We start from the raw sequence: 22,359 nt of genomic DNA on the forward strand, positions 1-22,359 counted from the left end.
CAGCCGACCGCGCCGCGGCCGCGGGTCGTCAGCGACGACCGAGCAGGCCGAGCAGGCGGTCGACGAGTCGCGACCACCAGCCGGCCGGGGCCGGCGCTGCCGCGGTGTCGGTGTCGGTGTCGGCTTCCGTCGCGTCCACGACGTGGGCCGGGACGACGGGCGCGGCGACGGCGTCCGGCAGGACGACCGGCGTGCTCGCGGTGACGCCCTGGTGCGCGGTGAGCGCTGCGGCGAAGGCCGCGCGGTCGATGACCGTCGGCCCGGTGGCGGGCAGGACGAGCGGGGTGGGTCGCGTGGCCGCGGACACCGGGGACACGGCCGGGAGGCCCAGCACCGGTCGGACGGGTTCGTCGCGTTCCGGGGTGACGAGTGCCACCACCGGCGCGGCTTCCGCGGTGGGTGCGGCCTGCGCTGCTGCGGGGACGCTCGGTGCTGCGCGGGTCGGCACGGGTGCCGGCCGGGTGACGAGCGCCACCGGCGCGGTCGCTGCGCGGCGGGCTGCGGCACGGTCGCGGCGGTCCGCCTCGGCGGCGGCGTCGGTGAGCAGGTCGGCGAAGACGGTGTGGGCGAAGGCGCGAGCGGCCGTCACCTCGGGGTCGTCGGAGTCGGCGACGATGGCCTCCCACGCGGCGAGGCGAGCCAGGTCCTCGTCACGGCGGCGGACCTCGTCCTCGAGCAGGACGATGCGCTCGATGCTGCTGCGGCCCGTGGACGACGACACCTCCACCGCGAGGTCCTCGATGCGCAGGGCCAGACGCTCCGGCGGCTCCGGGAACGACGGGGCGCAGACGGCGGCGTGGCGGGCGCGGTCGCGGCGGAACGCGGGGGCGGCGACGGGTGCCGACGGGGTCGTCTCGTCGGCCGGTGCCGGGGTGGCGACGTGCGCCGGGAGGGTCAGCTGGTCGGCGGTCGTCGCATCGGCGGTCGCTGCGGCGGCGGTGCTGCTGCTCGCGGCGTGACCGGGGCGCTGCACGGGGCCGGTGACGGGCGGGACGACGAGGTCCGGCACGTACGGGGCACGGGTCGCCGGTGCGTCGCGGAGCCACTCCTCGAGCTCGCGGCCGAACGGGTCCACGAGCGGGGTGCGTGCGCCGGACTGGGTCTCCATGTCCGAAGGATAAATATCGCGCGGGCCGAAACGCGGGACATCCGCGGTGTGTCGCTGCACCGCCTGCCATATCGCGGCGGAGTTGAGCGGCGTGTCGCGCCCGTCGTCACCGAGGTGGGCGCAGGCCGTCCTCGAACGCCCGCAGCAGTTCCCGGCCCGCGGGCCAGTCCCCCACGCCGCTCGCGACGTTCACGTGCCCGAGAGCGCCGACACGGACGACGTCCGCACCCATCGCATCGGCGAACACGAGTGCCCGGTCCGCGCTGCAGTACGGGTCGTCGTCGCTCACGACGAGGCGCGTCGGGACCCGCTGGGCCGGGGGCACCGGGCGCGGTGTCACGAAGCCCGCGGCCTCGTCCGGGAACGTGTCGCCGAGTGGGTCGGGCGGGGCGACGAGGAAGGCACCGGCGACGAGCGCGGGAGCGTGCGCCGTGGTGGCGAGCCAGTCGGCGACGGCCAGGACACCGAGGCTGTGGGCGATGAGGACCGGGGGCTCCGGGCACGAGGCCACGGCCGTGGAGATCGCGGCGTGCCAGTCATCCGGGTCCGGGTCGCTCCACGAGGCGGGGGCGATGCGGACGGCGGCGCGCTGCTGGTGCTGGTCGTGCTGGCCGCGCTGGTCGTGCTCGTCCTGCTGCTCCCGCTCCCAGACGGACTGCCAGTGGTCCGGGTCCGAGTTCCAGATGCCGGGGACGATCACCCACGGTCGCGGTCTGCTCACCGGGGCAGCGTAGCGAAGAAGCGAGGCACCGTTCCGGAGTGTGACGCGCGGTGCCCTGCCCTGTTCAGAGCTGCGGGATCGCGCCCCGGGGCTGCTGCAGCGTGTCGCGCGGGTACTGCCCGAAGCGGGACGCGTACGCCGCCGAGAACCGGCCGAGGTGCGCGAAGCCCCAGCGCAAGGCAACGCTCGCCACCGTCAGGTCGCCCGCCGACGCGCGGCGGAGTTCCTCGTGCACGCGGTCCAGCCGGATCCCCCGCAGCAACGCGTTGGGCGCCGTTCCGACCTGCCGCTGGAACGCCTGCTGCAGCCCCCGGACGCTCAGGCCGACGTGCTCGGCGACGTCCGTCGTCGTGACGGGCGTGTGGGCGAAGGCGTGCATGAACTCCACGGCCTCGCGCACACGACCAGTGGCACCCTGTGGCAGCGCGACGTCGGGGGCGATGGTCTCGTGCGGGAACGTGTCGAGGAACGCCAGCGCAGTCTCCCGCACGGTCTCGGCGAGGGCCAGTGCGGTGAGCGGTGCCGGGCCGAGCACGATCGCCGCGGCGCGCTGCACCCGGGCGTTCCAGGCGCGGAGGTCCTCGGGCCGGGGCACTGCGGTGTGGTCGAACACGAGGGGGCCGGGCCGGGTGCCGTGCACCTCGGCGGCGACGCCCTCCAGGTACGTGCGGTCGAACTGCACGAGGCTCTGGCGGACGTCCTGCAGGTCGAACACGAAGGGACGCCGCGTCGGGAACACCCGCGGGGCCCCCGGTGCGAAGTCGACCTCCTGGCGACCGACGTCGACGCGGCCACCGCCGTCCGACGTCCACATCACGACGTACTCGTCGGGGACCTCGACCTCGCCCTGCATCCGCCCGTCGAACCGGGTGGAGCGGAAGGTCATCGATCCGTCGCCAACGACCTGGAACCGGTACGCGAACGGACGATCGGTCCGGGACGCCGAGAACCCCGTGCTCTCGTAGGCCTCTTCGTACAGTTGCACGGCCGCGTCGAGTCCGGCGCCGGACGTCTCGAACCGGATCCGGGGATCAGGCTCGACAGTCATCGCGCGAATCGTGACACGGTATCCGGGAAACGCGACAATCGGCGACCAGTCATTGCGGTTTGCGGCCCACGGAGTGCGCTGGGCGGACGACCGGTGGCTCCGGTCGGTGTGTGACGGCCGTGCTCCCGCTCAGTGCCGGGAGCGAAGCACCGTCCAGCGGTTCCGGTCGGCCACGCGTTCGTACCGCAGGTCGTCGACGACCATGCGGACGAGCGCGAGCCCGCGACCGCCCTCGGCGAAGTCGTCGGGCAGCACGGCGGCGTCGGGATCGACCGTCGCCGCGACCCCGTCGTCGGAGAGCAGCGCCTGGAAGCGCTCGTCGCCGATCTCGAGCCGGAGCTCGCACGAGACACCGTCCGGGCGGGCGCCGTGCTCGATGACGTTCGAGGTGAGTTCGACCAGGGCGAGCTCGAGGGCCATCCGGTCCTCGGCGGCGACGGACGGCTCGTGCTGCCAGACGCCTGCGAGGAAGTCGTGCACGGCGGACACGTCGTCCGGGGGGCACGCCAGTGCGAGCATGTGCTCGGCGACGGGGGCGGTCATCACCAGTCGGTCACCGCGGCGTCCCCGTCGGGGTACGTCCGCAGGATCTTGTCGATGTTGGAGAGCTTGAGCACCATCTGGACCTGTTCCGACGGCGCCGCGATGCGGAGGTCGCCGCCGGCCTGACGTGCGGTCTTCAAACTGCCGACCAGGGCGCCGAGGCCGGAGGAGTCCATGAACTCGACCCCGGAGAGCTCGACCACGAGCCGCGAACGCCCGTTGCCGACGATCTGGGCGACGGTCTCGCGGAAGGTGGGCGCGGAGACCATGTTGAGCCGGCCGCTGCACTCCAGGACGGCGGTGTCGGTCTCCGCCTCGTGTACGACGATGTCCATCTCGGTGGGTCTCCTCAGATCGGTGCGCCTTGCAACCAGCAACCTACCGGCTCAGCCCCTCAGTTGTGGGACCGGTTTCGCCGCGTCGCCGTCACCTGGACCACGACGGCCGCGGCCATCAGCGCTGCCATCACCCCGCCCATCGCCAGTGCGGTGCCGCCGAGGGCGCCGGCGAGCGGGGTGCCGAGACCGCCGATGCCGAAGGTCAGGCCGCCCTGCAGGGCAGCCGCCGTGCCCGGGTGCGCCGCGCCGACGTGCTGCGTGCGGGTCATCGCCGCCGGCAGGACGAAGCCCCACGCGGCCGTCACGACCGCGAGGCCGCACCACACCGGCACCGGCCCGAGCCCGAGGAGCGCCGACACCAGCACGGCCGTGGCCCCGACCGTCCCGACGACCAGGCCCAGGGTCAGCAGGGCGTCCTCGCTGAACCGCCCGACGAGCCGACCGAACAGCAGCGTCGTGACGATCATCATCGACGCGTTCGTGGCGAAGACGAGCGTGTACAGCCCCTCGGAGAACCCGAACTCCGACTGGAACACGAACGAGCTCGTCGCGATGTACGCGAAGAACCCCACCGTCGACAGCACCCCGCTCAGCACGTAGGCCCGGAACCGCGGGATCGCCAGGAGCTCGCGGATCCGCTGCCCGTTGGCCGCGAACCCGACCCCGCCACGCCGCTCCGGCGGCAGGGTCTCGCGGAACCGCAGGACCACGGCCACGAAGAACACGGCGCCGAGCACGGCCAGCACGACGAACATGAGCCGCCACGTGCCGACCGTGAGCACCGCTCCCCCGGCCAGCGGGGCCACCACGGGTCCGATCGCGTTGATGGCCGCGAGCGTGCCGAACACCTTCGCCATCCGGGTGCCGCTCGTCACGTCGGACACCATCGCCCGACCGGCCACAGCGCCCGCGGCTCCGGCGAGTCCCTGGGCGACGCGGGCCACCACGAGCGTCACGACGTCGGGGGCGAGCGCGCAGCCGACCGACGCGAGGGCGAACAGGGCGGTCCCGACGACGAGCATCGGCCGACGACCGATCCCGTCGCTCACCGGTCCGACGAGCAGCTGGCCGACCGCGAAGGCCACGAGGAACGCCGTGAGCGACAGCTGCACGGCGCCGGGCGTCGTGTCGAGGTCGCGCGCGATGGCCGGGAGTGCGGGGATGTACATGTCCGTCGCGAACGGCGAGACCCCGACGATGAGCGCCAGCGGCACGATCGGGGGCAGCACGGTCGTCGTCGGTCCCAGGCTGCGCTCCGTCGTCACCTCGGACACGCTACGCGTCCCCGAATCGATTCGACGGGCACTTCGTGAGCAGGAACGGTCGGTTCCCGGTGCCGGAGGCGACCGTTCCTGCTCACGAAGTGCGGCCCTGCGACGTGCGCGGGGACGGACAGGAGGCCCGGTGCAGGCCCGCCACGGGCCTCCCGTCCGGCGGCGCGAGTGGTCACGACACCCCGCTCACGTCCGCCGAGTGGTCACGTTCCGTCGCCCGGCGACGGCGCAGCCGACGCCTCGTGACCACTCGACGGCGCGGCCCGGGACGTGCGCGCGGACGGACAGGAGGCCCGGTGCCAGCTGGCACCGGGCCTCCTGTCCGTGGGGTGGGGGCGTCAGCCCGTGTTCTGCAGGCCGGCCGCGATCCCGTTGACGGTGAGCAGCAGGAGCCGGTGGTCGGCGTCCGTCGGGTCCGTGCTGCCGGACGTGCGGATGGCACGTAGCGCACGGAGCTGCAGGTGCGACAGTGCGTCGACGTACGGGCTGCGGAGGCGCACGGCGCGGGCGAGGACGGGTCGGTCCTCGAGCACGTCGCTGCCGCCGGAGACGCGGAGCACCCAGTCGCGGGTGCGGACCATCTCGTCGAGCACCTTCGCGGCGAGGTCGTCGCGGTCGGCGAGCTCGAGGTACCGGCGGGCGATGTGCTCGTCGGTCTTCGCGAGCGACATCTCGACGTTCTTGATCATCGCGGCGAAGAGCGGCCAGTCGGCGTAGGCGGCGCGGAGGACATCGACGTCGCCGACGGCCTCGAGCGCGGAGCCGAGCCCGTACCAGCCGGCGAGGTTGATGCGCGCCTGCGTCCACGAGAACACCCACGGGATGGCGCGGAGGTCCTCCAGCGACTCCACCGACAGGCCACGACGGGCCGGGCGGGAGCCGAGGGGCAGCAGGCCGATCTCCTCCATCGGGGTGACCCGGGCGAACCAGGGCGCGAAGCCGTCGGCCTTGACCAGGTCGTAGAACGCGACGCGCGAGACGTCGTCGAGCTGCTGGGCGAGGTCGGCGAACCGGGCGGCCGCGGCGGCGGTCCGCGCCTCGTTCGACGGCGTCGACGCGAACAGCGTCGCCGAGGCCATCTGCTCGAGGTGGCGCGCGGCGATGTCCTGGTCGCCGTACTGGGCGAAGATGACCTCACCCTGCTCGGTGAGCTTGAGCCGGCCGTCGATCGATCCCGGCGGCTGCGCGAGGACGGCCTCGTTGGCGGGACCGCCGCCCCGGCCGAGCGAACCGCCCCGGCCGTGGAACAGGGTCAGCTCGATGTCGTTGTCTCGGGCCCAGTCGGCGATGCGGGCCTGCGCGTCGTACAGCGCCAGGTTCGCGGACACCGGGCCGACGTCCTTCGACGAGTCCGAGTAGCCGAGCATGACCTCGAGCCGACGGCCGGTCGCGGCGAGACGTCGCTGGAACGCCTCGGTGCGGACCGCCTCGTCGAGGATGTCGACGCTGGCGTGCAGGTCAGCGAAGGTCTCGAACAGCGGGATGACGTCGAGAACCGGCGCAGCCTCGGCCGACCCGAGCGCGGCGACCGCGAGCTCGTGCACGTTCGCCAGGTCGGCCGGGGACTGCGTGAACGACACGATGTACCGGTTCGCCGCGCGGACGCCGTAGCGGGACTGCAGCCCGGCGATCGTGCGGAAGACGGCGAGGACCTCTTCGGTGGTCTCGCTCAGTTCGCCACCGGCGCGGATCTCCGCCAGGGCCGTGCGGTGCACTTGCGAGTGCTGGCGGACCTCGAGCTCGGCCAGGTGGAACCCGAAGGTCTCGACCTGCCAGATCAGGTTCTGCAGCTCGCCGTTCGCCGGGCGGATCGCGCCGGCGACGATGAGCGACGCCTGGATCGTGCGGAGGTCGGCCAGCAGCGCCTCGGGGCCGTCGTAGGCCAGCGGCGTGGTGCCGGTCCGGGTGGCGTCGATGCGCGCGGCGACGAACAGGAGCGCACGACGGTGGGTCTCGTTCGGTGCGCGGACGCCGATGCGCTCGGCGATGCCCGGGTCGAGGGACTCCTGCGCGGCGACGAGGGCGGTGAGGCCGGCGTCGGCGGGGGTGTCGCTCGCGTCGAGCGTCAGGGCGCTGCCGATGCGGGTGGTCGCGCGGGCGAGGCCGAGCAGGATGTGCTCCGCCGCGATCTCGGCGGCCTGGCGGGTGACGTCGGCCGTCACGTGCGGGTTGCCGTCGCGGTCGCCGCCGATCCAGGTGCCGAAGCGCACGAACGCAGGGGCGATCACGGATGCACGGCCGGCGTCGTCGCCCTGCAGCCGGTCGTCGAGCAGGCGGTACACCTGCGGGACGATCTCGAACAGGGTCTGGTCGAACACGCTCATCGCGGTGCGGACCTCGTCGAGCGGGGTCGGCCGCGTGGTGCGGAGCGGCGAGGTGCGCAGGAGGGTCGTGATCTCCTCGAGCAGGCGGCGCTCGTTCTCGGCGCGGGCCGTCGCGTTCCGGGCGCGGTCACGCTCGTCGATGAGGTCCGTGATGCGGCGGACACCCGTGGTGACCGCGCGGCGGCGGGCCTCGGTCGGGTGGGCCGTCAGCACCGGGTGGAACCGCATGGTGCGGAGGCGCTCGGCGGCCTCGGCCTCGCCGACCTCGGCGACGAGCTCGGCGTAGGTGGCGGGGAACGAGTCGCCGGCCACACCACCGTCGTCACCGCGCTGCCGGAGGACCCGCACGCGGTGGTGCTCCTCGGCCAGGTTCGTCAGGTGGAAGTACGTGGTGAACGCCTGTGCCACGGCCTCGGCGCGTTCGGCCGACATGCCCGAGACGATCGCCTGGGCACGCGCTGCGCCCTCGGCGTGGTCGCCCTCGTAGGCGTCGATCACGGCGGCGCGCAACGACTCCACGTCGTGGAGCAGTTCGTCGCCCCCGTTCTCCCGCAGCACCCGGCCGAGGAGGTTGCCGAGGTACCGGACGTCGGCGCGCAGGTCACTGTCGACCGCACCGCTGACGTCGTCCCGCGCGCGCTCGTGGCGTGCAGATCCGTCGATCGCCGTCATGGAGTCCTTTCCGGGTCGTCCGGGAGGCTGGTCCCGGGTCCCAGCAGCGTATCGGCACCCGGGGGCGCATGACGTCGACCGTCCGGACGGACGCGGGGCCGGGTCCGGACGGACGCGGGCGGGGTCCGGACGGACGCGGGGCAGGGTCCGCGCTGGCCCGCCTCGACGACACCCGCTGTGCGGTCAGGCCGTGACGGCGGCGACCGTCGTGTCCCCCGGCTCCTGACGGAACGGAGCACGGCGGGCATCGAGGCCGGCGAGCAGCCCACGGTTCAGGTCGTAGGCGAGCTCGACCTCGGCGATCACCCGCTCCTGCTCGTCGGCCGTCCAGGGCGCGGCGTCGAGCTGGGCGCGGTAGGTGTGCTCGAAGTCGCTCGGGTCGGCGACCTGGTCGAAGATGTAGAAGAGGACACCGTTCGTGTCGAACCCGAACCGCTCGGCCAGCACCTGCCCGATCACGTGCCCGCCGGACACGTCACCGAGGTACCGCGTGTAGTGGTGTGCCACGAAGCCGCCGGGCCACTCCGCCGCGACCTCGTTGAGGCGCCGTACGTACGCGGTCGTCGCGGGCAGCGGGCACACCAGCTCGGACCAGTCCGGGCCGATCAGGTACTCGAGGTCGGCACGGATCGCCGGCATCCGGGTGAGCTGCGCGGTGACGAACGGCGCCGCCACGGGGTGGTCGGCCATGCGTTCCGCCGCCCGCTCGAGCGCGTCGTACACGAAGGCGTACTGTCCGAGCAGGTCCGCGTAGTCGGCGACGTCGCAGTCGCCGCCGAGCAGGTCCTGCATGAAGCCGCTCGTGGCCGAGGCACCGTGCGAGCGCCGCGTGCGTCGGCGCAGCAGCTCGGAGAACGGGATGACGGTCGAGTCCATGAGGTAAGGCTAACCTTAGTGATGCGCGCGTCAAGCAGGGAGCACCCAGGTGGCGCCGAACCCGCGAGAGGAAGCTCCCCCACGATGAGCTCGAAACCCAAACGCCCCCAGCACGTCTTCGTCGTCGACCGCACCGAACGGCTCTCGCCCCACATGGTGCGCGTGCACCTGGGCGGCTCGGCCTTCGAGGACTTCGTCGCCCAGGCCGACCCCGACCGGCTCGGTGCGACCGACAAGTACGTCAAGCTCCTGCTCGCGAAGCCGTCGCTCGGACTGGTGCCGCCGTACGACCTCGAGGCCCTGCGCGAGACCCTGCCGAAGCACGACCGCCCCGCCCGCCGCACCTACACGGTGCGGGCGGTCGACCACACCACGCGGACCATCGCGATCGACTTCGTCGTGCACGGCGACGAGGGCCTCGCCGGTCCCTGGGCAGCGTCCGCGCAGCCGGGTGACCGGCTCGCCCTGTCCGGGCCCGGTGGCGGCTACGCGCCGACCACCGACCCGGCGGTCACGCACGTGCTGCTCGGTGACGACAGCGCCCTGCCCGCGATCGGCGCAGCACTCGAGTCGATGCCCGACTCCGCCACCGGGGTCGCCCTGGTCGAGGTGGCCGGGCCCGCCGACGAGCAGGACATCCGGCACCCGGCCGGGGTCGACCTGCGGTGGCTGCACCGGGACGCCACCGGCGCCCAGCCGGGCACGCTCCTGCTGGAGACGGCCCGCGGGCTGCCGCGTGCCTCCCGGCCCGTCCAGGTCTTCGCGCACGGCGAGCGGACCGCGATGAAGGCGATCCGTCGGCTGCTGCAGGACGACTGGGGGCTGGAGAAGCGCGAGATGTCGTTGTCGGCGTACTGGGCGCTCGGTCGTGGTGAGGACGAGTTCCAGGAGGAGAAGCGCGAGCCCGTCGGGGTGATCTTCACCGACTGACGGCGGGCCTGCGTGTCTGTTCCTTCCCATGACGGGCGGGATGGCTGATGGGAACGGGCATACCGGGTCGGACGAACGGACCAGGTACGCCCGATTCGACCAGGTACGGCCGTTCTCGGTCGGTACGCCCGGTTCGGCGGAGGTGCGAGGCGCCCGTTTCCCGCAGGTACGCCCGTTCCTTCCCAGAACGGGCGCGATGGCTGGTGGGAACGGGCGTACCTGGTCGGAAGAACGGACCAGGTACGCCCGATCTTGGTCGGCACGCCCGTTCTCGGTCGGTACGCCCGGATCGGCGGACGTGCGGGGCGCCCGTTTCCCGCAGGTACGCCCGTTCCTTCCCAGAACGGGCGCGATGGCTGGTGGAAACGGGCATACCTGGTCAGAAGAACGGACCAGGTACGCCCGATTCGACCAGGTACGCCCGGTTCGACCAGAGACGCCCGGTACGGCCGGTCCGCACAGCGCGCGGAGCGGCCGGGAGGCCCGGGGCACGTCGGCGGGTCGGGCTAGCGTTCGGCGCATGGTCACCTCGTCGTGCTGCGTGCCGGGTTGCGCGGGCGTACTCGCGGACGATCTCGCGGGCGTCCCCCTGTGCGGCGCGCACGTCGCGTTCGTCGCCGACCTCGCGGCCGAACACCCCGGCGTCGAGGACGCCCTGCCCGGCCCGTGCCCGGCGTGCGGTTCGCGGATCGGGGTGCGGTACCCCTCGGGGATGGTGTGTGCCCGGTGCGAGTGGCGGTGGGGTGACGTGCCGGACGGCGACCTCGCTCCCCCTCGGGTCGACGTCGTCTACTACCTGCGGATGCGCGACGACTTCGGCGACCGCATCAAGATCGGCACGACGATGAACCCCCGGCAGCGGCTCGCGGCGATCCCGCACCAGGATCTGCTGGCGTTCGAGCGCGGTGACCGGACCCTCGAACGCCGACGGCATGCCGCATTCGCCGCCAGCCGGTACCCGGGTACCGAGTGGTTCCGGGTGACGCCGGAGCTCCTGGCCCACGTGGACACCGTCGCCGCCGGCGTCGACGACCCGTGGGACCTGCACGCCCGGTGGACGAGCGAGGCGCTCGCGCTCCGAGGCTGAGCCCCGGCCGGACGGTCGGGGCTCCTGCTCAGGCGGCCTGCAGCATGCGGTCGGCGGTACGGAGCGAGAGCGCCATGATCGTCAGCGCCGGGTTCGCGATGACCGCGCTCGGGAACACCGAGTTGTCGGCGATCCACAGGTTCGGGACGTCCCACGAGCGGCCGTCCTGGTCGACGACGGAGGTCTCGCGGTCCGTGCCCATCCGCGCGGTGCCGATGGTGTGCGCCGTGCGTTCGAGCACCCGGACGTCCTGGCCACCGGCAGCCTCGACGATGGTCGTCATCGTGCGGACCGCGTGGCGGCGGATCGCCTCCTCGTTGGAGCCCGGGGTGAACGAGACCCGGGCACGTGGGACACCGTGCTCGTCGAGTTCGTCGGTCAGCTCGAGGCGGTTGTCGTCGTACGGCAGGCACTCGGCGTTGATGCCGACGCCGGCCGAGAACGGGTAGTCCTGCAGCGCCCGGACGAGCTCGGCACCGCGGAGTCCGCCGCCCCGGACCAGCGAGGTCGCGAAGGTCTGCGGCTGCACGCCCAGGCTCTGGATGAGGTAGCCGCCCGCGAAGTCGGCGTCCGCCGGTCGGACGAAGTCCTCGGTGATGATCGACGACGGGTACCCACGGTACGAGCGCATCGACTCGTCGAACCGCGCCCACACCTGGGTGGCTCCGTGCGCCGTGAAGTTCCGGCCGACCTGCCCGCTGCCGTTCGCGACACCGGTGTGCAGCAGCAGTCGTGGCGTCTCGACACCACCCGCGGCGAGGACGAGGGTCCGGCAGCGCTGGCGGTGCTCGCGGCCGTCGGCGGTGTACAGGACCGCCTCGACCCGTCCCGCCGCGTCGAGCTCGATGCCGTGCACGAAGGACTCCGGACGGATCTCCGCACCGAACGCCACGGCGGCCGGCAGGTAGGTCGTGTCCATCGAGACCTTCGAGCCGTTGCGGCAGCCCTGGTGGCACGAGCCGCAGGACACGCAGGCCTGGCGCAGCCCGTGGTGCTCCTGGTGCCGGTCCTCGGTGGTCAGGCCGACCGGGGCGTCGGTCGCGGTGATCCCGGCGGCCGCGGTGCCGCGCATCATCATGTCCGATGAGGCGTTCCGGGCCGGCGGGCGCATCCGGTAGCGGCGGGAGGGGTCCCACGGGTAGTGCTCGGGGCCGGCGACGCCGACGTCGTGCTCGACCTGCTCGATCCAGCCGGTGAGCTCGGCGTGGCTGATCGGCCAGTCCTGCCCCGCGCCGCTCTCGGTCCGCAGCCGCAGGTCGTGCTCGCTCGGCCGCGGGGTGAACGCGCCCCAGTGCAGCGTCGACCCGCCGACGCCCGTGCCGCTGTTGTTGGGGCCGAAGGCCGTGGGGGCTCCGCCGCCGCTCAGCCGCTCGTCCATCCAGTTGATGTCACCGGGGGCGGCGACCTCGTCCGGCACGTGGTCGCCCGGCTCGGTGTTGCGGCCAGCTTCGAGCGCGACGACCGTCAGGCCACGGCGGGCCAGCGATGCGAGGAGCGGTGCTCCCCCGGCCCCGGTGCCGACCACGACCACGTCGACGACGTCGTCCGTGCCGTACGTGCGTTGTCCGTCGAGTCTCATCGTGCAGCTCCGGTCGTCGGTGCGGTGTCGATCGTCGTGGCGGTGCCGGCGGGGGCCTCGGGTTCCCAGGCCTCGCGCTCGCCCGCCGCGAGCAGCTGGAAGCCCTGCTTGCGGACGCCGTCGCCGCCGTTCGCGTAGCCGTCGAAGTCGATGGCGGCCATGGTGGCGGGGTGTGCGAGCCAGTGCTTCACGAGGTCGACGCTGGCGTCCTCGAACCACGCGCGCAGCTGCTCGGCGTCGAGGTCGCCGTCGGCGCGGTACCGCCCGACAGCCACGGACTCGAGGGCCTGGTCGAGCACGCCGTCGCGGGCAGGTGCAGCGAGCACGTCGAGCGCGGCACGGTAGGCCTCGGCGTCCACCGGCAGGCCGTCCGGCCGCCAGCCGTCGCCGAGCCCCGCGGCCAGCTGCGCGTCGACCCGCAGCGCCAGGTCGACCTGGTCGGTGTCGGGCTGCGGGACGACGATCCGTGCGACGGCGCGCAGGGTGTCCAACTGCGTCGGCGTCAGCGCGTGGGGTGCGGCCGACGGGTCGTCGGGCAGCGCACGCTCGGCGAGCAGGCCGCGGGTCCGGGCGCTGACCCGCGGCGAGGCGATCACGCGGGCGTGCTCCACGGGGACGACCGGCGACCCCGTGACCCGGCGCTGCCAGAAGTCGCGGATGCGCTCGGCCACGGCCTCGGGCTGTTCCCAGGGCAGCAGGTGTGCGGCGCCGTCGACGACGTGGAGCTCGCTGTTCGGCCAGTGCGGCAGGGTCAGGCGGCGCTGGGCGTCGGCATCGAGGTCGCCGTCCTCGGCGCCGGCGAGCACCAGGGCGGGCACGGGGTTCGGTGCGGCGTCCGACCAGTCCTCGCGGCTGCCGCGGGACAGCCAGTCCGTCCAGGCGGCGGGGTCGGTCCGCTCGACGTCCTGCACCGCCGCGCTGTGCCGAGCGGGCGCCAGGGGTGCGGCGGTGTTGGCGGCGACGAACTCCTCGGCGTCATCGGTGCCGATCGGGCCACCGGCAGCCCACGAGAGCATCGTCCAGCGCCGGTCGTCGTCCATCGGCTCCGGAGCGAGCGGGGACGCGGCGAGGAGCACCACGGCCCGCAGCCCGAACAGGCCGTTCGCGCCGGAGATCGTGCGGTCGGCCACCACCGTGGCGACCTTGCCGCCCATCGAGTGCCCGAGGAGCATCCACTCCGTCGAGCCGCTCGCCCCGATCGCGCGCTCCACCAGGACGGCCATCTCCTCGACGGTGGTGCCGGACGACGCCGGGCTGCGGCCGAAGCCGGGCAGGTCGATGCCGATCAGGTCGAGGTCGCCGAGGAGTTCGGCGCGCAGCAGCGCGAACTCCTCGGAACTCGCGCCGAGGGCGTGGAGACAGAAGACGGTGGTCACCCTGTATACCTACCCGTCGCTCGCGACCGCTCCCAGCCGGGCCGTACCCCGCCGGGTCGCGCGTGTACCCCGATCGACGGTGTCACCGGGCGTACGCGTCGACGAACAGCGCGCCCCGGAGCTCGCGCAGGGTGTCCGCCAGCCGGTCGACGGTCCGGCCGGAGATCCCCGAGACCTGGAGGTCGTACGGGCCGAGCGCGGGGAGCCGCCCGGTGCGGATGCGGACGACCTCCCACCCCACGGCGCGGACGGCGCGGTCCTTCTTCCGGTCGGTCTCCTGCCGCGGGCCGACGTGCTCGAGGCCGTGCCGACCGGTGGAGTCGTACTCGATGGCGACGCGGAGCTCGGGCAGGATGATGTCCGGCCAGGCCTCGACGTGGTCGAAGAACGGGCGGTCGAGTCGGATGGCGGAGTGGTCGTACGTGAACGCGAACCGCTCGGACAGCATGCCGCGGAGTTCGGCCTCGACCGCCGAGGCGGTCGCCGGGGCGCAGACGCTCGTGAACGACTCACCCGACGGCAGCCGCGGGGTCTTCGGGCAGATCGTGCGGGGAACGGACTGGGCAGTCCGCCGTGGCGCCCCTCCGGCCGACCCGGCGGACCCGGCGACGGGCCGACGGGACCGGGAACGGCTCGACGCGACGGCTCCGGCCGGGACCCCGCGCACCGGAGCCGCGGGCAGCGTCTGTCGTCCGGCACTCCGGACGACCCGCTGCGGCACCGGCACGGCCTGCGGCCAGTCCGACGGCAGCACCGGCCACCGCTGCGGCTGGGCCTGCACCGCGCACTCGGGGCACCAGACGGAGCGGCGGCGCTCACGGCCCGGGCGGGACCGCTGTTCGGACGGGGTCGCGACGAAGACGTGCCCGACGTCGCACTCCCAGGTGAGCAGGACCTCGGCCGCCGGGGGGACCTGGGTCAGGACGACGTCGTGGTTCCAGTCGGGGTGGTACTGCCGGATGAGCACAGGGTACGGCGCCCAGTCGGCGCGGAACTGTCCGACGGCGTACGGCACCGCTTCGCCGCGCGACCACTGTCGGCGGCGCCACCACGCATCGACGGGTTCGGCCACGCCCCCACGCTAGGAACGACCACCGACACCCGCCGCACCACGCACTGCGACCGACACCCGCCGCACCACAGGCGAGCGCCGCGACCGCTCAGGAGGCCAGCGCCTGCTTCACGTAGGCGACCAGGGCGTTCGCGTGCCCGTGCCCGAGGCCGTGCTCGGCCTTGAGCCACCCGACGACCTCCATGTGCTGGTGGCCGTCGAGCCGGTCGGCGACCAGGTCGAGCCACTCCTGCACCGGGCGCCCGTACGTCGCCTCGATGCTCGGGAAGTAGGACGCCGGACCCTTCACCTTGGTGCCGTCCGCCGGGGGCACCGGGGCGGTCACACGATGCGCTGTCATGGCGCAACGGTAGCGCTCCGTCTGCCGTCACGGAACGTCACGCAGGACACCGTTTCGTGACGCCGGGTTGCGCCGGATGGCCCGGTGTTGCGTCGCGTGGCGGGGTGTTGCGCGACCCGTTGTCGGCGTCGGCCGGCCCTCCTACGGTCGCGACATGACCGACACCACCAGGGCCCCGCAGTGGGAGGCGACCAGCGTCGACGACGCGGGCCGGACGACCGGGGCGAGCCGCGCCTCCAGGCCGGAGACCGCGACCATCGACGCGGCCGGACACGCCGCACTCGACCGTTCCGTCGTGCCGTTGCGGCACCCGCTGCGGTGGATCGCCGCGGCCCTCGTGCTCGTCGTGCTGCTGAACTTCGGCGAGACGCTGTTCACGAACGAGCAGTGGGGGTGGCCCGCCGTCGGCAAGTGGCTGTTCAGTCCGGCGGTCCTGACCGGCCTGCAGCTGACGCTCACCGCCACCGCGCTGAGCGCCGTGATCAGCTTCGCCGGCGGGATCCTGGTGGCCATCGCCCGGCTGTCGCACAACCCGGTGCTGTCCGGGCTGGCGTGGGGGTACGTGTGGCTGTTCCGGTCGGTGCCGCTCATCCTGGTGCTCGTCTTCCTGTACAACCTCGGGTCGCTGTACCCGACCATCGGCATCGGGATCCCCTTCGGGCCGCAGCTCGAGGTGCCGACCGCGAACCTGCTCGGGGACCTGGCGATCGGGGTCATCGGGCTGAGCCTCAGTGAGATCGCCTACGCGTCCGAGATCGTCCGTGCCGGGGTGCTCGCCGTCGACCACGGGCAGCACGAGGCGGCGCAGGCGCTCGGGCTCCCCCGTCGCCGGCAGTTCGTGCGGGTGATCATGCCGCAGGCGCTGCGGTCGATCGTCCCGGCGTTCGTGAACCAGGTCGTCGGGCTGCTGAAGGCCTCGTCGCTGCTGTTCTACGTGTCGCTGCTCGACCTGTTCGGCGTGGTGCAGAACCTGTCGAGCACGTACCCGGGCGACATCATCCCGCTGCTCGTCGTCGCCACCATCTGGTACCTCGTGCTCACCAGCGCGGTCTCGATCGTGCAGTACTACGTCGAGCGGTGGACGGCCCGCGGGTCGGTCCGTGCGCTGCCGCCGACACCGTGGCAGCGGGTGCGGAGCGCGCTGCGGGGCGGCGGGACCGGACGTGGTCCGGGACGGCCTGGAGGCGCGGGTCGCCGCACACAGGCAGCCGCCGCCGAGCGCGCGGTCGCGTCCGGGTCCGCTTCCACCGTCGACGACAGGAGCATCTGATGAGCGCCGCCATCGCGATCCACGGAGCCGTCAAGGCGTTCGGGGACAGCGTCGTCATCGACGGCATCGACCTGTCGCTGCCGTCCGGCAGCGTGACCGTCGTCCTCGGCCCCTCCGGTTCCGGCAAGTCCACGCTGCTCCGGGCGATCAACCACCTCGAACCGCTTGACCGCGGGGTCGTCACCGTCGGCGACGAGCCCATCGGCGTCCGCCTGCGCACCGGCCGCGACGGGGTCCCGCGCTGGAAGGAGCTGCCCGAGCGGCACATCCTGCGGCAGCGTGCCCGGATCGGGTTCGTGTTCCAGCACTTCAACCTGTTCCCGCACCTCACCGCGCTCGAGAACGTCGCCGAGGGGCCGATCGCCGCCGGGGTCCCCGTCGCCACGGCCCGAGCGCGGGCTCAGACCCTGCTCGATCGGGTCGGACTCGGCGACCGCGGCTCCGCCCGCCCCCGGCAGCTGTCCGGCGGGCAGCAGCAGCGCGTCGCGATCGCCCGGGCCCTGGCGCTCGAGCCGTCGGTGGTCCTGCTCGACGAGCCGACCTCGGCGCTCGACCCGGAGCTCGTCGGCGAGGTGCTTGGCGTCATCCGGTCCCTCGCCGAGTCCGGCACGACGCTCGTCATCGTCACGCACGAGATCGCCTTCGCCCGCGAGGTCGCCGACCACGTCGTGTTCCTCGACCACGGGCGGGTCGTCGAGCAGGGGCCGCCGGCCCAGGTGCTCGACCACCCGCAGCACACCCGCACGCGCGACTTCCTGTCCCGCGTCCGCTGACCCCCGACCCCCGATCCCCGCACGCACCCCAAGGAGAACCATGTCCACGATCACCCCCGCCCGCTGGCGCAACCGCGCCGGCTTCCTCGTCCTCGCAGCCGGCGTCGTCGTCGCCCTCGCCGGGTGCTCCGCGGGCGCTTCCGCCGACACGAGCGGCGCACCCGACGGCTCCGTCACCATCGGCGCCGCCTCGAACGGTGCGGCGAACAAGACGACCGTCAAGGTCACCGAGGACACGAAGCTGCACGACGCGCTCCCCGCCGCGGTCCGGAAGTCCGGCAAGCTCACGATCGGTGTGGGGGCCCTGCCCGCCGGGTTCCCGCCGCTCGCCTTCACCGGTGACGACCAGAAGACGATCACCGGTTCGGAGCCCGACCTCGGACGGCTCGTCGCGGCGAAGCTCGGGCTGCGCGCGGACGTGCAGAACGCCACGTGGGACAACCTGTTCGTCGGCATCGACAGCGGCAAGTACGACGCCGGCTTCTCGAACGTCACGGTCACCGAGGAGCGCAAGGAGAAGTACGACTTCGCCTCGTACCGGCAGGACAACCTGGCGTTCCAGGTGCTGGCGTCGAGCTCGCTGCGCTTCGACGGCGACCCGTCCGTGCTCGCCGGGAAGACGCTGTCCGTCAGCTCCGGCACGAACCAGGAGAACATCCTGCTCGAGTGGCAGAAGGAACTCCGGGCGAAGGGCGAGGACTTCACGATCAAGTACTACCCGGACGGCAACGCGATCAAGCTCGCGCTCGACTCGGGCAAGATCGACGCATACTTCGGCCCGAACCCGACGATCGCCTACCAGAACACGCAGAGCAAGGGCACCGCGAAGGCGACGAAGACCGCGGGCACGTACTCCGGCGCCGGCTCCTCGTTGCAGGGGCTCATCGCCGCGACGACGAAGCAGGGCAGCGGGATCGCGAAGCCCGTCGCGGCGGCGATCAACGAGCTGATCGAGGACGGCACCTACGCGAAGTGGCTCGCGGCCTACAACCTGTCGAACGAGGCCGTGAAGACGTCCGAGGTGAACCCCGAGGGTCTGCCGCTCGACAACAGCTGAGGTGTGCCGTGACACCCCCGTGGCCGTTGGGGTCGCGGGGGTGTCGTGCGTGCGGGGGTCGGGGGGCACTCCCCGCTCGACAATCGACGATCGACGAGGGGAACGACTCGTGGATCGTCGGAACATGCACACGCACCCGATGCGTGGGCAACGAACGACGTCCCACCCGTCGAACGACAGGTGGGACGTCGGAACATGCGCACGCAGCGAGCTATCGCGCAGCCAGAGCGGACTCCCCCTCGACGACAGGCGCCGCCCACTCCGCAGCGAGCAGCTCGTAGGAGCGCACCCGGGCGTCGTGGTCGTGCGCGATCGTCGTGACGAGCAACTCGTCCGCTCCCGTGACCCGTCGGAGCGTCTCGAGCCGTTCCGCGACGTGTGCCGGTTCGCCGACGAACCGGGTCGCGAGCCGGTCCGCCACCGACGCCTCGGCCTCAGCGGGGAGCCGCAGCTGCCGAGCCTGGTCCGGGGTGGGGTACTCGATCGCCCCGACGCCGGAGCGGATCGAGTGCACCCACTGGGCGTACCCGAGCCCGAGCTCGTCCGCCTCGGCCGCGGTCGGCGCCACGAGCACGTCGGCCGACACGATGACGTGCGGCGCGTCGAGCACGCCCGGGCGGAACGCGTCGCGGTAGGCCTGCACCGACGCCAGGACCGTGCCCGGGGACGAGTGGTAGTTCGCGCCGTACGGCAGGCCGAGCGCGCCGGCGATCCGGGCACTCTCGCCGCCGGTGGAGCCGTGGATCCACAGCTCGACGGCGGCGCTCGCGGCCGGTGGGGCCTCGACCACCGCACCGTCCCGCGACCACGTGCCCGCGAACAGGCCGCGGATCAGGTCGAGTTCGCCCGCGAACCGTTCGACGTCGCCCGGCACCCGCCCGAGCAGCTCCCCCTGCAGGGCGAACCGGCTGCCCGGCGCGATGCGGAACTCGAACGGCGCGGGGACGAGCAGGCCGTCGACGACCTGGTCGGTCCGCGGGGCGAGCGACGGCGGCTTCGGGGCGCCCGGTGCTGGTGCTCCGGAGCGGCCGAGCCCGAGGTCGATCCGCGGACCGTACAGCGCGGCGAGCGTGCCGAAGGTCTCGGCGATCTGCAGCCCCCGGGTGTTGCCGACCAGGGTCGCGGCGCTGCCGACCCGGATGGTCGAGGTGGCTGCGGCGACCGCACCGATGACGATCGTCGGGGCACTGCCCGCGACGCCTGGGTTCAGGTGGTGCTCGGCGAGCCAGTAGCGGGCGTACCCAGCACGTTCCGCGGCGACGGCCAGGTCGACCGTGTTCGCCAGGGCCTGGGCCGGCGTCGTCCCGGTGCTCACCGGGACGAGGTCGAGGACGGAGAGCGGGACGCGGCTCATGCGAGGACCCGCTGCCGGTCGAGGACCCGTCCGGGCAGGTCGAGCGTCTGCCGGAGCGTGGCGCCCTCGTCGTACGACTGCCGGTAGACGCCGCGCTCCTGCAGCAGCGGGACGACCCGGTCGACGAACTCGTCGAGCCCGTACGGGTTGGTGTGCGGCACGACGACGAACCCGTCGGTGGCGCGCTCCTGCACGTACCGGTCGATCTCGGCGGCGATGTGTGCGGGCGTGCCGACGAAGCCGCCACGGGTGGAGGCGCGGATGACCAGGTCACGGATCGACAGGTGTTCGGCCGCGGCGAGGTCACGCCACGACTGCACCAGCGCGGGCACGTCGCGGGTGTGGCGGACGCGGCCGCGGGTGATGTCGGCGCCCTCCAGGTCGGGCTCGATCGAGGGCAACGGCCCGTCGACGTCGTACGACGACAGGTCACGGTTCCACACCTGTTCGAGGAACGCGATCGCCGTCGCCGGGCTGACCTGGGCGCGGCGGATCGCCCGGGAACGTTCCTCGGCCTCGTCCGCCGTGTCGCCGAGCACGAAGGTCGCGCCGGGCAGGATCAGCAGCTCGTCCTTCGACCGGCCGACCCGTTCGAGTCGCTCGGTGACGTCGCGGTAGAACGACTGCGCGTCGTCGAACTCGGTGTGCAGCGAGAAGACCACCTCGGCGTGACCGGCGGCGAGGTCGCGGCCCTCGTCGGAGTCGCCGGCCTGCACGACCACGGGGTGGCGCTGGGGGCTGCGCGGCACCGGGAACGTGCCGGTCACGTCGAACTGCGGGCCGTGGTGGTCGACGTCGTGGATGCGGGAGCGGTCGGCGAACACGCCGGCCGCCAGCGGCCCGGCGGCGCCCGGCCCGTTCGCCACGATCGCGTCCGACTCCCACGAGTCCCAGAGCTCGCGCGACAGCTCCACGAACTCCGCGGCTCGCGTGTACCGGTCGGCGTGGTCGAGGAACCCGCCGCGGCGGAAGTTCGCACCGTGGAACGCGTCCGAGCTCGTCACGACGTTCCAGCCGGCGCGGCCGTCGGTCAGGTGGTCGAGCGTGGCGAGCTGCTTCGCGAGCTCGACGGGCTCGTTGAAGGTCGTCTGCAGCGTGCCGACGAGCCCGATGTGATCGGTGACGCCGGCCAGCGCGGCCAGGATCGCGAGCGTGTTCGGGCGCCCGACGACGTCGAGGTCGTGGATGCGTCCCTTCTGCTCGCGCAGCCGCAGCCCCTCGGCGAGGAACAGGAAGTCGAAGCACCCCCGCTCGGCGTTCCGGGCGAAGTGCTCGAACGACGAGAACGCGATCTGGCTCTCGGCTCGGTCGTCGCTCCAGACGGTGGTGTTGTTGACGCCCGGGAAGTGGGCGGCGAGGTGGACCTGACGCTTGGCGCTCATGCTGAGACCCCCGAGGAGACGGAACCGACACCGGCACCGGTGACGGCAGGACGCGCGTACCGGCTGACCGCCGGCGCGATGCCGAGCCGCGTGCGCAGGTCGGCGGTGGGACGGGACGCCACGTCGGCGCGGAGCCCCGCGGTGACGAGCGCCGGGACGAGCTGCCGGGCGATCGCGGTCGAGTCGATCGGGATGCGCAGCGGACGGAGCCGGACGCCGGCGTACCCGAGCGCCCGCAGATCCGCGATCCGTGCCACCAGGTCCGGCACCGTCGTCGCGAGGACGGACGTGTCCGACCCGGAGCCGACGGCGTACTGGCCGCCGGCGGCCGCGTCGAGTGCGGCGAGCTCGTCGGCGGCGGCTGCCGGCGACGACCCGATGAGCACCGCGAGGTCCGCGAGGACCGGACGGCGGAGGTCGGACCCGGCCGCCTGCTCGGCGTCACGGACGAGTGCCAGCGCACCCCGATCCTCCAGGCCGTCGAAGCCGGGCGTGACCAGCACGACGTCCGCGGCGTCCACCGCGAACGCCGCCGCGTCAGCGCGGTGCGCGAGCGAGAAGACCGGCGGGCGCCCCTGCGGCGACCGCGGCACGATCGACGCGCCGTGCACCGACACGAACGAGCCGGAGAACGCCGCGTCGTGGATGCGGTCGCGGTCGATGAAGCGGCCGGTCGCGACGTCACGGATGATCGCGTCGTCGTCCCAGCTGTCCCAGAGGCGGGAGACGACCTCGGCGGCCTCGCGGGCCTCGTCGAACAGCGTGGCAGCGTCGTCGCCGCCGGGGCGGCGGCCGAACAGGGCGGCCTCGCGGGTCGTCGGGCTCACCTGGATCCGCCATCCGGCCCGCCCCAGCGAGACGTGGTCGAGGGTCTGGAGGCCCGTGGCGACGTGGAACGGTTCGGTGTGCGTCACCGAGACGGTCGGCACCAGACCGATCGCGCGGGTCGCGGGGGCGACCGCGTTCGCGACGAGGAGGGCGTCGAGGCGGCCGACGACGGTCGACGTGTCGAGGTCGCCGTCGGGGTCGGTGGGGCCGGCGGTGAAGGAGTCCTCGAGGGTGACGGCGTCGACGCCGAGCCGGTCCTGCTCGACGACGACGTCGCGCCAGTGCCGGAGGCTCGTGAGGCGCTGCGCTGCCGGGCCGGCGGCGCGCCAGGCGGCCGGGTGCCAGCCGGCGCCCTGCAGCGCGGTGACGAGGGTGATGCGGTCGGGCACGGTCATGGGGCGACGCTA

The 22,359-nt window shown here is 73.2% G+C and carries 20 protein-coding genes; 5 read left to right on the plus strand and 15 right to left on the minus strand.

Going from position 1 to position 22,359, the window contains the following annotated elements; genetic code table 11:
* Positions 1-28: 28 nt before the first annotated feature.
* From DEJ12_RS12045 to DEJ12_RS12080, 8 genes are all read right to left on the minus strand, one after another.
* Positions 29-1,108, minus strand: a complete 1,080-nt coding sequence (locus tag DEJ12_RS12045) for a hypothetical protein (RefSeq protein ID WP_111030167.1) — start codon at positions 1,106-1,108, stop codon at positions 29-31.
* 106 nt (positions 1,109-1,214) lie between these two features.
* The gene (locus DEJ12_RS12050) at positions 1,215-1,829 is read right to left on the minus strand and encodes an alpha/beta hydrolase (protein ID WP_111030168.1); all 615 of its coding nucleotides are present in this window, start codon (positions 1,827-1,829) and stop codon (positions 1,215-1,217) included.
* A gap of 64 nt (positions 1,830-1,893) precedes the next feature.
* The gene (locus DEJ12_RS12055; RefSeq protein ID WP_111030169.1) at positions 1,894-2,877 is read right to left on the minus strand and encodes an AraC family transcriptional regulator; all 984 of its coding nucleotides are present in this window, start codon (positions 2,875-2,877) and stop codon (positions 1,894-1,896) included.
* Between the two features lie 129 nt (positions 2,878-3,006).
* Positions 3,007-3,420 carry an ATP-binding protein gene (locus DEJ12_RS12060; protein ID WP_035808261.1) on the minus strand — a complete coding sequence of 138 codons (414 nt, stop codon included), beginning with the start codon at positions 3,418-3,420 and terminating at the stop codon, positions 3,007-3,009.
* Positions 3,420-3,755, minus strand: a complete 336-nt coding sequence (locus DEJ12_RS12065; protein WP_017886068.1) for an STAS domain-containing protein — start codon at positions 3,753-3,755, stop codon at positions 3,420-3,422. The genes DEJ12_RS12060 and DEJ12_RS12065 overlap by 1 nt, the downstream gene beginning before the upstream one ends.
* Before the next feature lie 59 nt (positions 3,756-3,814).
* Complete coding sequence (locus DEJ12_RS12070) at positions 3,815-5,023, minus strand: multidrug effflux MFS transporter (RefSeq protein ID WP_258370639.1); 1,209 nt, start codon at positions 5,021-5,023, stop codon at positions 3,815-3,817.
* A 347-nt stretch (positions 5,024-5,370) separates the two neighbouring features.
* Positions 5,371-8,028, minus strand: a complete 2,658-nt coding sequence (locus DEJ12_RS12075; protein WP_111030171.1) for a phosphoenolpyruvate carboxylase — start codon at positions 8,026-8,028, stop codon at positions 5,371-5,373.
* Positions 8,029-8,211: 183 nt separating this feature from the next.
* Complete coding sequence (locus tag DEJ12_RS12080; protein WP_071406136.1) at positions 8,212-8,904, minus strand: heme oxygenase (biliverdin-producing); 693 nt, start codon at positions 8,902-8,904, stop codon at positions 8,212-8,214.
* Positions 8,905-8,988: 84 nt separating this feature from the next.
* Here DEJ12_RS12080 and DEJ12_RS12085 point away from each other — a divergent pair, with 84 nt between their 5' ends.
* Both DEJ12_RS12085 and DEJ12_RS12090 read left to right on the plus strand, forming a co-directional pair.
* Entirely contained in the window at positions 8,989-9,834 is an 846-nt protein-coding gene (locus DEJ12_RS12085; RefSeq protein ID WP_111030172.1) for a siderophore-interacting protein, read from the plus strand.
* Between the two features lie 520 nt (positions 9,835-10,354).
* Positions 10,355-10,921 carry a GIY-YIG nuclease family protein gene (locus DEJ12_RS12090; RefSeq protein WP_111030173.1) on the plus strand — a complete coding sequence of 189 codons (567 nt, stop codon included), beginning with the start codon at positions 10,355-10,357 and terminating at the stop codon, positions 10,919-10,921.
* Positions 10,922-10,949: 28 nt separating this feature from the next.
* Here DEJ12_RS12090 and DEJ12_RS12095 read toward each other — a convergent pair whose 3' ends face one another.
* From DEJ12_RS12095 to DEJ12_RS12110, 4 genes are all read right to left on the minus strand, one after another.
* Complete coding sequence (locus DEJ12_RS12095; RefSeq protein ID WP_111030174.1) at positions 10,950-12,500, minus strand: GMC family oxidoreductase; 1,551 nt, start codon at positions 12,498-12,500, stop codon at positions 10,950-10,952.
* Complete coding sequence (locus DEJ12_RS12100; protein WP_111030175.1) at positions 12,497-13,876, minus strand: alpha/beta fold hydrolase; 1,380 nt, start codon at positions 13,874-13,876, stop codon at positions 12,497-12,499. The genes DEJ12_RS12095 and DEJ12_RS12100 overlap by 4 nt, the downstream gene beginning before the upstream one ends.
* 82 nt (positions 13,877-13,958) lie before the next feature.
* A complete protein-coding gene (locus DEJ12_RS12105; protein ID WP_111030176.1) occupies positions 13,959-14,948 on the minus strand; it encodes a zinc-ribbon domain-containing protein in 990 nt (329 codons plus the stop codon).
* Between the two features lie 88 nt (positions 14,949-15,036).
* Positions 15,037-15,288: a DUF4287 domain-containing protein gene (locus DEJ12_RS12110; RefSeq protein WP_111030177.1), complete on the minus strand. Its 252-nt coding sequence runs from the start codon at positions 15,286-15,288 to the stop codon at positions 15,037-15,039.
* Positions 15,289-15,442: 154 nt separating this feature from the next.
* On the opposite strand from DEJ12_RS12110, the gene DEJ12_RS12115 reads away from it, so the two are divergent.
* From DEJ12_RS12115 to DEJ12_RS12125, 3 genes are read left to right on the plus strand one after another with little or no spacing between them, the layout of a single operon-like run.
* Positions 15,443-16,558 (plus strand): amino acid ABC transporter permease, encoded by a 1,116-nt coding sequence (locus DEJ12_RS12115; protein ID WP_111030178.1) that lies wholly within the window; start codon positions 15,443-15,445, stop codon positions 16,556-16,558.
* On the plus strand, positions 16,558-17,331 hold the full coding sequence (locus DEJ12_RS12120) for an amino acid ABC transporter ATP-binding protein (protein WP_111030179.1): 774 nt from the start codon (positions 16,558-16,560) through the stop codon (positions 17,329-17,331). Before DEJ12_RS12115 ends, DEJ12_RS12120 begins: the two co-directional genes overlap by 1 nt.
* A gap of 40 nt (positions 17,332-17,371) precedes the next feature.
* Positions 17,372-18,388, plus strand: coding sequence for a transporter substrate-binding domain-containing protein (locus tag DEJ12_RS12125; RefSeq protein WP_111030180.1), 1,017 nt, complete (start codon positions 17,372-17,374; stop codon positions 18,386-18,388).
* 211 nt (positions 18,389-18,599) lie between these two features.
* On the opposite strand, the gene DEJ12_RS12130 is transcribed toward DEJ12_RS12125, so the two are convergent.
* The 3 genes from DEJ12_RS12130 to DEJ12_RS12140 are packed head-to-tail and all read right to left on the minus strand — an operon-like array spanning position 18,600 to position 22,347.
* Entirely contained in the window at positions 18,600-19,742 is a 1,143-nt protein-coding gene (locus tag DEJ12_RS12130; protein WP_111030181.1) for an LLM class flavin-dependent oxidoreductase, read from the minus strand.
* Complete coding sequence (locus DEJ12_RS12135; protein WP_111030182.1) at positions 19,739-21,124, minus strand: NtaA/DmoA family FMN-dependent monooxygenase; 1,386 nt, start codon at positions 21,122-21,124, stop codon at positions 19,739-19,741. Before DEJ12_RS12135 ends, DEJ12_RS12130 begins: the two co-directional genes overlap by 4 nt.
* Positions 21,121-22,347 carry an LLM class flavin-dependent oxidoreductase gene (locus tag DEJ12_RS12140; protein WP_111030183.1) on the minus strand — a complete coding sequence of 409 codons (1,227 nt, stop codon included), beginning with the start codon at positions 22,345-22,347 and terminating at the stop codon, positions 21,121-21,123. The genes DEJ12_RS12135 and DEJ12_RS12140 overlap by 4 nt, the downstream gene beginning before the upstream one ends.
* Between the last annotated feature and the right edge of the window lie 12 nt (positions 22,348-22,359).

Origin of the sequence: Curtobacterium sp. MCLR17_059, assembly GCF_003234665.1 — a bacterium.
Taxonomy (GTDB): Bacteria; Actinomycetota; Actinomycetes; order Actinomycetales; family Microbacteriaceae; genus Curtobacterium; species Curtobacterium flaccumfaciens.